The sequence below is a fragment of the Planotetraspora sp. A-T 1434 genome (assembly GCF_025420585.1).
Classification (GTDB): Bacteria; Actinomycetota; Actinomycetes; order Streptosporangiales; family Streptosporangiaceae; genus JAOEGB01.
In genome coordinates, this window is record NZ_JAOEGB010000006.1 from 285001 (window position 1) to 296660 (window position 11660).

Genomic DNA, 11660 nt, shown 5'->3' on the forward strand with positions numbered 1-11660 from the left:
AGTCTAGCCTCACCCGGTGTGGCGTCGCGAAACCGTCCGGATTCCGGGCGGCCGGTGAGCACTTCTCCGGGCGGGTCGATTCGGGTTCCGGACATGGCATCACAGATCCGGCAGGGGGTCGCGCGGCAGATCACCCGGTGAGAACGCCTCCGCGTCGGCCGCCGCGACGACCGCGATGTATTCGTCGTCCACCTCGTACACCGTCCCCCCGAGCTCGATCGTCGGCGAGCCGCGGTGCTCGACCGGCCCCAGGCGGGTGCGGCGCGGGTAGGTGGCCCACACCCCGGACGGCTCGTTGCGGGTGAACATCTTGGTGGAGAAGAGGGTGATGGACCTGTCGGTGACCACGACGAGAAAGGGGGCCGTGTGCGGAGGTCCCAGCGACACCGCGGGGAAGACATAGCGGATGTCCTCCCCGGGACGGAGCAACGCCCGGCAGCGCTCCCTGATCGCGGCGGACACCGGCATGACCATCGCTCCCTCGCGGCAGCCCCGGCGGCACGGTCAGGCGAGGCGCGCCGCCACCAAATCCCAGACTACGTCGGCGAGATCCTCTTTGGGACCCCTTGGGATCTCGACGGGGGGAATCTCGACGGACTCGCCGCCCGCCACGAGGACGACAGCGGCGTTGTCCGGCGTGCCGAACGCGAGGTTGTCCCCCACCTCGTTCACCACGAGGAGGTCGCAGCCTTTGCGCTCCAGCTTGGCCCGCCCGTTGGCCAGGACGTCGTCGGTCTCGGCGGCGAAGCCCACGATCACCCTCGGGTACGGCTGTCGCCCGGCCCGGCGGATCTCGCCAAGCTCGCCCAGCACGTCCGGATTCTTCACCAGATGGATGGGGTCGGGCTCGGCCGAGGACTTCTTGATCTTCGTGTCGCTCTGCCGTACGGGACGGAAGTCGGCGACGGCGGCGGCCATCACGACGGCGTCGGCGTGGTCGGCGGCGGCGAGGACGGCCTCGCGGAGCTGCCGGGCGGACTCGACCCGGACGACCTTCGCGCCGGCCGGGTCCGGCAGCGCGACGTTGGCCGACACGAGCGTGACCTCCGCGCCGCGGGCGACGGCCGTGCGCGCCAGCGCGTAGCCCTGGAGGCCCGACGATCGGTTGCCGATGAAGCGGACCGGGTCGATGGCCTCGCGGGTCCCGCCGGCGGAGACGACCACGTGCCGCCCGGCGAGGTCGAGGGCGCGGGCCGACAGCACCCTGCGGCAGACCTCGAAGATCTCCGGCGGGTCGGGCAGCCGTCCGGGGCCGGTGTCGGCGCCGGTGAGCCTCCCGACGGCGGGATCGATCACGATCGCGCCGCGCTCGCGGAGCGTCGCGACGTTGGCGCGGGTCGCGGGGTGCTCCCACATCTCGGTGTGCATCGCGGGGGCGAACACCACCGGGCAGCGGGCCGTCAGCAGCGTGTTCGTCAGCAGGTCGTTGGCGAGGCCGTGGGCGGCCCTGGCGAGCACGTCGGCCGTCGCGGGCGCGACCACCACGAGGTCGGCGTTCTGCCCGATGCGAACGTGCGGGACCTCGTGGACCGACTCCCACACCTCAGTGGTGACGGGGTTGCCCGACAGCGCGGCCCAGGTGGGCTCGCCGACGAACCGCAGCGCGTCCCTGGTCGGCACGACGCGGACGTCATGGCCTGACTCGGTGAACAGCCGCAGCAGCTCGCACGACTTGTAGACCGCGATGCCCGCGCTGACCCCCAGGACCACCGCGCTCATGTCAGCGCCATGCCGCGCGGAGCCGCGCCAGCGCCATCGACTCAGCCCTCGATGGGCTCGGAGGTGAGAAGGCCCTCACTGACCTCGCGCAGCGCGATGGACAGCGGCTTCTCCTGGGCGTGGGTCTCCACGAGCGGCCCGACATACTCCAGCAGGCCCTCGCCGAGCTGGGAGTAGTAGGCGTTGATCTGGCGCGCGCGCTTCGCGCCCATGATCACCAGGCTGTACTTGCTGTCGACGATGTCGAGCAGTGAGTCGATGGACGGGTTGGTGATGCCCTCGGCGTAGGCGGCGCTGCTTGCCACGTGTGATTTCCCCTAGCTAGGTGAACGTCGCATCAAGGTTATCAGCCGATGGCACACGTCCTTGACGGATGTGTTGACCAGGGTGAGGTCGAACTCCTTCTCGGCGGCCATCTCGACCCGCCCGGCCTCCAGCCGGCGGGCGATGACCTCGGGGGGCTCGGTGCCCCGGCCGCGCAGCCGCCGCTCCAGTTCCTCCCAGCTCGGCGGGGCCAGGAAGACGAGCAGGGCCTCGGGCATGCTGCACCGGACCTGCCGCGCGCCCTGGAGGTCGATCTCCAGCAGCGTCGGCACACCGGCCGCGAGCCGTTCCAGCACGGGGGCGCGGGGCGTCCCGTACCGGTTGCCGGCGAACTCGGCCCACTCCAGGAGCTCTCCTGAGGCGGCCAGCCGTTCGAACTCGGCGTCGTCGGTGAAGTAGTACTCCACGCCGTGCGTCTCACCCGGACGGGGTTTCCGGGTTGTCACCGAGACCGACAGCCACACCTCGGGGTGTGACCGCCGGAGCTCGGCGACGACCGTGGACTTCCCGACACCAGACGGGCCGGAGAGGACCGTCAGGCGCCGGTTCTGGGGCATGGAGTCACCGCCACGTGTCCCGGACCCGCTGGAAGCGGCTGCCTCGTGGGCCCGATCCGTAGCGGACCAGGACATGTCGGTCACTCCGTACCCCCGTGATACTTGCTCGTGCGAAGCCGAGATCAGCTCTCGGCACCGCCGAACTCGCGCTCCAAGGACGCGCGCTGGTTGGCACCGAGACCCCGCACACGGCGGGACTCGGCGATACCCAGGCGCTCCATGAGCTGCTTGGCGCGGACCTTGCCGACGCCAGGGAGCGACTCCAGCAGAGCCGAGACCTTCATCTTGCCGATGACGTCGTCGGTCTGCCCATCCTTCAGCACCTCAGCCAGAGAAACCGCGCCGTGCTTGAGCCGGTTCTTGACCTCGGCACGCTCTTTACGTGCCTTGGCAGCCTTCTCAAGAGCTGCGGCGCGCTGCTCGGGGGTTAGGGGAGGAAGAGCCACGCCGGGTCACCTCGAATTTCTGTCGATGTACTCGGACGGGAGGGGAAACTAGCTGGTCCATGCCCCATCAGGCAACGTCAAGACCTGTTTCTGTGCCCATAAAATTGATTCTACTACTTCCAGTAATGGAAAAGTCACGCTTTGTCTATGAAAACCGCTCCATCAGCCATCTAACCGAGCGGCACTCGGAGTCCCCCATTCGCCCCCGATTCGCGCTCAGGTGAGGCTCACTCGGCGGAGAGCGGCGGCTATCCCGGCGGCGGCCGCGCCGGGGTCGGCGGACCCCGTGATCGGCCGGCCGATGACCAGAAGATCGGCCCCGTGGCTCAGGGCGTCCTCGGGAGTCGCTACTCTTGCTTGATCCTGAGTGTCGGCGCCGGCGGGCCGCACGCCCGGGGTGATGAGCGTGATGCCGGGGCCGACCTCTGCCCGCACGGCGGCGACCTCGCGCGGCGAGCAGACCAGAGCCTGGGCTCCGGCGCCCACGGCGAGAGCGGCCATCCGGCGCGCGGCGTCGCCCGGGGGGCCCTGGATGCCGATGGCGGCCAGATCGGCCTCCGAGAGCGACGTGAGAAGCGTCACGGCGGCGATCTGGGTGTTGGGGGCCGCCTCCACGGCCGCCCGGATCATCGCCGGCCCACCGGCCGCGTGGACGGTCAGGATGGCCGGCTTCAGCCGGGAGACGGCACGAGCGGCCGCCGCCACGGTGTTGGGGATGTCATGGAGCTTTAGGTCCAGGAAGACGTGCACACCGCTCGCGCCGCGCACCGACGCGATCACGTCGGGACCGTAGCGGAGATAGAGCTCCAGCCCCACCTTCACGGTGGAGACGTGGGGCGTCACCAGGCTCGCCCAGCGGGCAGCCGTCTCCAGTTCGGGCGCGTCCAAGGCCACGGCGATGGGAGCGGGCGTCGTCACAGGGAACTCTCCTCCAGATCGGTTCTGTTGCGGGGCGCGGACCCCGGGGGACGGTGGGCGAGCCCTACGGCGTCGGCCAGGCGGTCGAAACCGCGCTCCTGGAGAAGCTCCTCGAGCTCCCTGAGGATGCGCGGGCAGGCGTACGGGTCGTGGAACAGGGCGGTGCCCACGGCGACGGCGCAGGCGCCGGCCAGGATGAGCTCCAGCGCGTCCCTGCCGGTCGTCACGCCGCCCATGCCGACGATCGGAACCCCCGGGAGGGCCGCGTGAACCTGCCAGACGCAGCGGACCGCCAGGGGCCGTACGGCGGGGCCGGAAAGGCCGCCGGTCCCCGCCGCGAGCGAGGGCCGCATGGTGTCCACGTCGATGCTCATGCCGACCGGCGTGTTGATCATCGCAAGGGCGTCGGCGCCGCCGTCGACGCACGAGCGCGCGACCGCGACGATGTCGGCGACGTCGGGGGAAAGCTTGGCGATCACCGGAACGTCGTACCGCGTCGCCGCGCGCACCGACGCCACGACCTCGGCGGCCGCCGAGCCGTCCCGGGCGAAGACCCTGCCGCGGTCCTCGACGTTCGGGCAGGACAGGTTGATCTCGACGGCGGCCACCCCCGGCGCGTCGGCGAGCCGCCGGGCGAGCGCGGTGTACTCCGCGACCGTGCCGCCGCCGATGGAGACCACGGTCCGCGCGCCCCGCTCGGCCAGCCAGGGCAGCTCCTGCTCCAGGAACGCGTCGACGCCGGGGCCCTGGAGGCCCACGGCGTTCAGCAGCCCCGACGGCGTCTCGGCCATCCGGGGCGTCGGCCGTCCGGCCCGGGGAGCCATGGTGATCGACCGGGTGACGAACGCGCCGAGCCGCATGACGTCGTAGAACTGCGCCAGCTCGCGACCGGTCCCCCCGCATCCGGAGGCCGTCATGACCGGGTTGGGCAGCTCGACATGGGCGAGGTAGCTCCGCAGGTCAGCCGCTATGGCCGCTCACCTCGCCCCGCCCTGTGCGCCGGGGGCCCCGCTCAGGCATGCCGTCCTCCGGGAGCGCCGAGCGCGTCGAACGGGATCGTTCCGACGTCGTCGAACCGGACGCGCTCCCCCCGGAAGACCGGGCCGTCCGTGCACGCCCGGACCATCCGGGTCACCCCGTCATCACCGATCACCGGCACGACGCATGTCATGCACACGCCGATGCCGCAGGCCATGCGCTCCTCCACGGCGACCTGGACCGGGATGTCGAACTCGGCGGCCACGGCCGTCACCCCGCGCAGCATGTCCATGGGCCCGCACGCGTAGACCACGTCGGCCCTCGCGTCGGCGATCACGCCGGGCAGCACGTCGGTCACCCGGCCGCGCATGCCGAGCGAGCCGTCCTCGGTGGTGAGCGTGGTGGTCTCGCCCATCCGGCGGGCCCGGAGCGCGCCGAACACCCGGTCGGCGCCGGCCGCGCCGAGGACGAAGTCGATCCGGCAGCCGCGCTGCTGGAGGGCGTCGCCCAGCGAGAAAAGCGACGCCGAGCCGTACTCGCCGCCGACGAGCACGCAGGTGCAGGGGTCGCGGGGCAGCGGGAACGGCCGGCCGAGCGGGCCGACCAGGTCCAGCGTGTCGCGCGCCCGCAGGTCGGCCAGCCAGGCCGTTCCCGCGCCGCGCACGGTGAAGACCAGCTCCACCGTGCCACCATAGTCCGGCTTGACGTCGTGGATGGCGAAGGCCCGCCGGGTCAGCATCGAGGTGGTCGGGCCGCCGACGGCGACCGTGACGAAGTGGCCGGGGCGGTACCGGTCGGCGATGCCCGGCGCGACCACCGTCAGCGCATGGTAGGCGTCAACCCGGCGCGTCGTCAGCACCGTGCCCGTCACCTGCACCGGACTCCCGGCCACTCCCCTACTCCCTCAGCTGGTCGGCCCCGCTCGGTCCCCAGCTAATCCCTCAGCCTCCGCGCGTGCTCCTGGAGCGACCGTACGCCCACGTCGCCCCGGACGATGTGCTGGATGCCCTGAACGGCCGCCGCGAGGCCCTGCACGGTGGTGATGCAGGGGATGCCGCGCAGGACGGCGGCGGTGCGGATCTCGTACCCGTCCAGGCGGGGCCCGGACTGGCCGGGGCTGCCGAACGGGGTGTTCACGATGAGGTCCACCTCCCCGTCCAGGATCCGCCGCACGATCGTGGGCTCACCGCCGGGACCACTCCCGTCGCTGTGCTTGCGCACGATCTTGGCACGGACACCGTTACGGCGCAGCACCTCCGCCGTCCCCTCGGTCGCCAGAATCTCAAATCCCAGATCCGCCAGCGCCTTCACCGGGAAGATCGCCGCCCGCTTGTCCTTGTTCGCCACCGACACGAACGCCCGCCCCTTGGTCGGCAACGGCCCATACGCCCCCGCCTGCGACTTGGCGTACGCGGTCCCGAAGAACTCGTCGATGCCCATCACCTCACCGGTCGAGCGCATCTCCGGCCCCAGCACGATGTCCACCCCCCGGAACCGGTTGAACGGCAGCACCGCCTCCTTGACCGCGATCGGCGCGTCCAACGGCAGCGTGCCGCCGTCCCCTGTCGCCGGGAGCATCCCCTCCGCGCGGAGTTCGGCGACGGTGGCGCCGAGCATGACCCGGGCCGCGGCCTTGGCCAGCGGCACCGCGGTGGCCTTGGACACGAACGGCACCGTACGGCTCGCCCGCGGATTGGCCTCCAGAACGTAGAGCACCCCGGCGGCCATCGCGTACTGCACGTTCAGCAGCCCGCGCACCCCGACCCCCCGGGCGATCGCCTCGGTCGCCGCGCGGATCCGCTTGATGTCGAAACTCCCGAGGGTGATCGGGGGCAGCGCGCAGGCCGAGTCACCCGAATGGATCCCGGCCTCCTCGATGTGCTCCATCACGCCGCCGAGGTAGAGCTCCTCGCCGTCGTACAGGGCGTCGACGTCGATCTCGATCGCGTCGTCGAGGAACTTGTCGATCAGCACCGGGTTGTCCGACGCCCGCACCGCCTTGGCCATGTACGTCTGGAGGGTGTCGTCGTCGTAGACGATGGCCATGCCCGCCCCGCCGAGCACGTAGGAGGGGCGGACCAGCACCGGATAGCCGATCTCCGCGGCGATCTCCTGCGCCCCGGCCACCGTCGTGGCGGTGCCGTGCTTCGGGGCGGGCAGGTTCGCCTCGGCCAGCACCCGCCCGAACGCGCCCCGCTCCTCGGCCAGATGAATCGACTCCGGTGAGGTGCCGACCACCGGCACCCCCGCGTCCTTGAGCGCCTGCGCCAACCCCAGCGGCGTCTGCCCGCCGAGCTGCACGATCACCCCGACGACCGGGCCCGCGGCCTGCTCGGCGTGCACGACCTCCAGCACGTCCTCCAGCGTGAGCGGCTCGAAATACAGCCGGTCGGAGGTGTCGTAGTCGGTCGAGACCGTCTCGGGGTTGCAGTTGACCATGACCGTCTCGAACCCGGCCTTGGACAGCTCGAACGAGGCGTGTACACACGCGTAGTCGAACTCGATGCCCTGCCCGATCCGGTTCGGCCCACTGCCGAGGATGATCACCTTGGGGCGGTCCCCCGGGGGGACCTCGCTCTCCTCGTCATAGGTCGAATACAGGTACGGCGTGGCCGCGGCGAACTCCGCCGCGCACGTGTCCACGGTGTTGTACACCGGCCGCACCCCCAGATCGTGCCGGACCTGCCGCACGTGCGCTTCGGTGAGGGCGAGGATCTCCGCGATCTGCGCGTCGCTGAACCCATGCGTCTTCGCCCTGACCAGGGTCGCCTCGTCGAGGGTCGTGATGGAGTGGGCGACCTCGTCGATCGCGAACAGCTGATCCACGAACCACGGGTCGATCGACGTCGCCTCGACAAGCTGCTGCGGGGTGGCGCCGGCGCGGATGGCCTGCTGCATCGTGCGCAGCCGCCCGTCATGCGGCGTCCGGCACGCCTCCAGCAGGTCCTCTAACGCACCGTGCTCGCCGATCCAGGAGAAGGACGATCCCTTCTTCTCCATCGACCGCAGCGCCTTCTGCAGCGCCTCGGGGAACGACCGCCCGATCGCCATCGCCTCACCGACCGACTTCATATGGGTCGTCAGCGTCTGATCGGCCCCCGCGAACTTCTCGAACGCGAACCGCGGCACCTTGACGACGATGTAGTCCAGGGACGGCTCGAACGACGCCGGCGTCTCCTTGGTGATGTCGTTGGGCACCTCATCGAGGGTGTAGCCGATGGCCAGCTTCGCGGCGATCTTGGCGATCGGGAACCCCGTCGCCTTGGACGCCAGCGCCGACGACCGCGACACCCGCGGGTTCATCTCGATCACGATCATCCGCCCGGTGGCCGGGTCGATCGCGAACTGGATGTTGCACCCGCCGGTGTCCACCCCCACCTCACGGATCACCGCGATCGCCACGTCCCGCATGTTCTGATACTCGCGGTCGGTCAGCGTCAACGCCGGCGCGACAGTCACACTGTCCCCCGTGTGCACGCCCATCGGGTCGATGTTCTCGATCGAGCACACGATGACGACGTTGTCGGCCCGGTCCCGCATGACCTCCAGTTCGTACTCCTTCCACCCGAGGATCGACTCCTCCAGGAGCACCTCGGTGGTCGGAGAGGCGTCCAGGCCCGCCCCGGCGATGCGCCGCAGCTCGCTATCGTCGTGGGCGAACCCCGAGCCCGCGCCGCCCATCGTGAACGACGGCCGCACCACCACCGGATACCCCAGCTCCCGCGCGGCGGCCAGGCACTCGTCCATGCTGTGGCAGATCACGCTGCGCGCCGACTCGGCGTTCAGCCCCCGCTCCGCGGCGACCTTCGCCACGATCTCCTTGAACCGCTCCCGGTTCTCCCCCGCCTGGATCGCGTCGAAGTTCGCTCCGATCAGCTCGACGCCGTACTTGTCCAGCACGCCGGCCTCATGCAGCGCGACCGCCGCGTTCAAGGCGGTCTGCCCGCCCAGCGTCGGCAGCAACGCGTCCGGCCGCTCCTTCGCGATGACCTTCTCGACCATCTCCGGCGTGATGGGCTCGACATAGGTCGCGTCGGCGAACTCCGGATCCGTCATGATCGTCGCCGGGTTGCTGTTCACCAGGATCACCCGGAACCCCTCGGCCCGCAGCACCCGGCACGCCTGCGTGCCCGAGTAATCGAACTCGCACGCCTGCCCGATCACGATCGGCCCGGAACCGATCACCATGATCGACTCGATGTCCGTGCGCTTAGGCACCCTTCTCCCCCTTTGTGCGGTCCATCAGCTCACAGAACTCGTCGAACAGGTACGCCGCGTCGTGCGGGCCCGCCGCCGCCTCGGGGTGGTACTGCACGCTGAACGCCGGCCGGTCGAGCAGCCGCAGGCCCTCCACGCAGCCGTCGTTGAGGTTCACGTGGCTCACCTCGGCCCGGCCGTACGGCGTCTCGAAGGGCCCGTCGAGCGGGGCCTGCACGGCGAAGCCGTGGTTGTGCGCGGAGATCTCCACCTTGCCCGTGCGGCGGTCCTGGACGGGCTGGTTCACGCCGCGGTGGCCGTACCGCAGCTTGTACGTCCCCAGCCCGAGCGCGCGGCCGAGGATCTGATTGCCGAAGCAGATGCCGAAGAACGGCGTGCCGGAGTCCAGGACCCCGCGCAGGGCGGCGACGGCGTAGTCCGCGGTGGCGGGGTCGCCGGGGCCGTTGGAGAAGAAGACGCCGTCCGGGCGGAGGGCGAGGACGTCGTCCGCCGTCGCGCTCGCAGGCAGCACATGGACCTCACAGCCCCGCTCCGCCAGCCGCTGCGGCGTCATCGCCTTGATGCCCAGGTCCACGGCCGCGACCGTGAACCGCTTGGTCCCGCGTGCCGCCACGACGTACGGCTCGGCCGTCGAGACCTCCTTGGCGAGGTCCGCCCCCTCCATGCCGGGCGAACGCCGTACCCGCTCGATCAACTCCTCCAACGGCGCCTGAGCCGCGCCGGAGAAGATCCCGGCACGCATGGCCCCCCGCTCACGCAGGTGCCGCGTCAGCGCCCGCGTCCCGCGCATCGCGATGCCGACGACGCCCTGGTCGCGCAGGTAGTCGTCCAGGGTCTTGGTGGACCGCCAGTTGGAGGGGATCCGGGACGGCTCACGAACGACGTAGCCCGACACCCAGACCCGGCCGGACTCGGGGTCCTCCTCGTTCACGCCGGTGTTCCCGATGTGCGGCGCGGTCATCGCGACGATCTGCCGGTGATACGACGGGTCGGTCAGCGTCTCCTGGTAGCCCGTCATGCCGGTGTTGAAGACCATCTCCCCGAAGGTCTCCCCCTCGGCGCCATAGGGCGTTCCCTCGAAGACGCGACCGTCCTCGAGCACGAGCAGCGCTGTCATACGAGCTTCCCTTCAAGAACGGTCGGACGGCCGCGGAGGAACGTGGCGACGACGCGCCCGGGGAGCGTCATCCCCTCGTACGGCGTGTTGCGGCTCCGGGAGGCCATGGCCGTGGGGTCCACGAGCGACCGGACCGCCGGGTCGTAGAGCGTGATGTTGGCCGGGGCGCCCGGCTCGACGGGGCGGCCGTGGCCGGCCAGGCGGCCGATCCGCGCCGGGCGCAGCGACATGCGGTCGGCGACGCCGGCCCAGTCGAGCAGGCCGGTCTCGATCATGGCCTCCTGGACGACGGACAGCGCCGTCTCCAGGCCGATCATGCCCATGGCCGCCGCGCCCCACTCGGTCTCCTTGTCCTCGACCGGGTGGGGGGCGTGGTCGGTCGCGACGCAGTCGATCGTGCCGTCGGCCAGCGCCTCACGCAGCGCCCGCACGTCCTCCCGCGTCCGCAGCGGCGGGTTCACCTTGTAGATCGGGTTGTACGGCCCGACCGGCGAGCTCTCGGCGCAAGAGTCGGTGAGCAGCAGGTGGTGGGGGGTCACTTCGGCGGTGACGTCCCAGCCCTTCGACTTGGCCCAGCGGATGATCTCCACCGAGCCCGCCGTCGAGACGTGGCAGACGTGCAGCCGGGAGCCGACGTGCGCGGCGAGCAGGCAGTCGCGGGCGATGATCGCCTCCTCGGCGACGGCGGGCCAGCCGGTCAGGCCGAGCCTGCCGGACACCTCGCCCTCGTTGAGCTGGGCGCCCTCGGTCAGGCGCGGCTCCTGGGCATGCTGGGCCACGACCCCGTCGAACGCCTTGACGTACTCCAGCGCCCGCCGCATCAGCACGGCGTCGGAGACGCACTTGCCGTCGTCGGAGAAGACGCGGACGCGGGCGGCCGAGTCGGCCATCGCGCCAAGCTCGGCGAGCTGCCTGCCCTCCAGGCCGGAGGTGACCGCGCCGACCGGCTGGACGTCGCAGTAGCCGTGCTCCTGGCCGAGTCGCCAGACCTGCTCGACGACCCCGGCCGTGTCGGCGACCGGGGAGGTGTTGGCCATGGCGTGGACGGCGGTGAAGCCGCCACGGGCCGCCGCCTGGGTGCCGGTCTCGACGGTCTCGGCGTCCTCCCGGCCCGGCTCGCGCAGGTGGGTGTGCAGGTCCACGAGACCGGGCAGGGCGACCAGGCCGGCCGCGTCGACGGTCTGATCGGCCGTCGTGCCGCGGAGGTCGCCGACCTCGGCGACCAGGCCGTCCCTGATGAGGATGTCAGCGGGGTCGCCGCCGAGGATCGCGGCGCCCTTGATGAGGATGGTCACGGTCACTCGGCACCTCCGACGGCGGGTTCGGGACGCATGTCACAGTCTCCGAGCAGCAGGTGTACGGCCCTCACTCGGCACCTCCGAT

The 11660-nt window shown here is 71.1% G+C and carries 11 protein-coding genes; all 11 read right to left on the reverse strand.

Going from position 1 to position 11660, the window contains the following annotated elements; genetic code table 11:
• Nucleotides 1-99: 99 nt before the first annotated feature.
• Nucleotides 100-468 (reverse strand): hypothetical protein, encoded by a 369-nt coding sequence (locus N5079_RS10815; RefSeq protein ID WP_261583471.1) that lies wholly within the window; start codon nucleotides 466-468, stop codon nucleotides 100-102.
• Nucleotides 469-504: 36 nt separating this feature from the next.
• Complete coding sequence (coaBC, locus tag N5079_RS10820) at nucleotides 505-1719, reverse strand: bifunctional phosphopantothenoylcysteine decarboxylase/phosphopantothenate--cysteine ligase CoaBC (RefSeq protein ID WP_261583472.1); 1215 nt, start codon at nucleotides 1717-1719, stop codon at nucleotides 505-507.
• 41 nt (nucleotides 1720-1760) lie between these two features.
• Entirely contained in the window at nucleotides 1761-2024 is a 264-nt protein-coding gene (rpoZ, locus tag N5079_RS10825; RefSeq protein WP_315967813.1) for a DNA-directed RNA polymerase subunit omega, read from the reverse strand.
• Between the two features lie 12 nt (nucleotides 2025-2036).
• On the reverse strand, nucleotides 2037-2600 hold the full coding sequence (gene gmk, locus N5079_RS10830) for a guanylate kinase (protein WP_261583473.1): 564 nt from the start codon (nucleotides 2598-2600) through the stop codon (nucleotides 2037-2039).
• A 122-nt stretch (nucleotides 2601-2722) separates the two neighbouring features.
• The gene (gene mihF, locus N5079_RS10835; RefSeq protein WP_030450375.1) at nucleotides 2723-3046 is read right to left on the reverse strand and encodes an integration host factor, actinobacterial type; all 324 of its coding nucleotides are present in this window, start codon (nucleotides 3044-3046) and stop codon (nucleotides 2723-2725) included.
• A 216-nt stretch (nucleotides 3047-3262) separates the two neighbouring features.
• The gene (gene pyrF / locus N5079_RS10840) at nucleotides 3263-3964 is read right to left on the reverse strand and encodes an orotidine-5'-phosphate decarboxylase (RefSeq protein WP_261583474.1); all 702 of its coding nucleotides are present in this window, start codon (nucleotides 3962-3964) and stop codon (nucleotides 3263-3265) included.
• Complete coding sequence (locus tag N5079_RS10845; RefSeq protein ID WP_261583495.1) at nucleotides 3961-4935, reverse strand: dihydroorotate dehydrogenase; 975 nt, start codon at nucleotides 4933-4935, stop codon at nucleotides 3961-3963. Before N5079_RS10845 ends, pyrF begins: the two co-directional genes overlap by 4 nt.
• Before the next feature lie 41 nt (nucleotides 4936-4976).
• The gene (locus N5079_RS10850; RefSeq protein WP_261583475.1) at nucleotides 4977-5834 is read right to left on the reverse strand and encodes a dihydroorotate dehydrogenase electron transfer subunit; all 858 of its coding nucleotides are present in this window, start codon (nucleotides 5832-5834) and stop codon (nucleotides 4977-4979) included.
• 41 nt (nucleotides 5835-5875) lie between these two features.
• Nucleotides 5876-9160: a carbamoyl-phosphate synthase large subunit gene (gene carB / locus N5079_RS10855; protein ID WP_261583476.1), complete on the reverse strand. Its 3285-nt coding sequence runs from the start codon at nucleotides 9158-9160 to the stop codon at nucleotides 5876-5878.
• On the reverse strand, nucleotides 9153-10277 hold the full coding sequence (gene carA / locus N5079_RS10860; protein WP_261583477.1) for a glutamine-hydrolyzing carbamoyl-phosphate synthase small subunit: 1125 nt from the start codon (nucleotides 10275-10277) through the stop codon (nucleotides 9153-9155). The genes carB and carA overlap by 8 nt, the downstream gene beginning before the upstream one ends.
• Nucleotides 10274-11578, reverse strand: coding sequence for a dihydroorotase (locus N5079_RS10865; protein WP_261583478.1), 1305 nt, complete (start codon nucleotides 11576-11578; stop codon nucleotides 10274-10276). The genes carA and N5079_RS10865 overlap by 4 nt, the downstream gene beginning before the upstream one ends.
• Nucleotides 11579-11660 lie beyond the last annotated feature (82 nt).

What these genes read in the sequence shown, in the direction of transcription:
- N5079_RS10815 (WP_261583471.1), bottom strand. Translation starts at nt 468, where the DNA reads ATGCCGGTGTCCGCCGCGATCAGGGAGCGCTGCCGGGCGTTGCTCCGT.
- gmk (WP_261583473.1), bottom strand. Translation starts at nt 2,600, where the DNA reads ATGCCCCAGAACCGGCGCCTGACGGTCCTCTCCGGCCCGTCTGGTGTC.
- coaBC (WP_261583472.1), bottom strand. Translation starts at nt 1,719, where the DNA reads ATGAGCGCGGTGGTCCTGGGGGTCAGCGCGGGCATCGCGGTCTACAAG.
- carA (WP_261583477.1), bottom strand. Translation starts at nt 10,277, where the DNA reads ATGACAGCGCTGCTCGTGCTCGAGGACGGTCGCGTCTTCGAGGGAACG.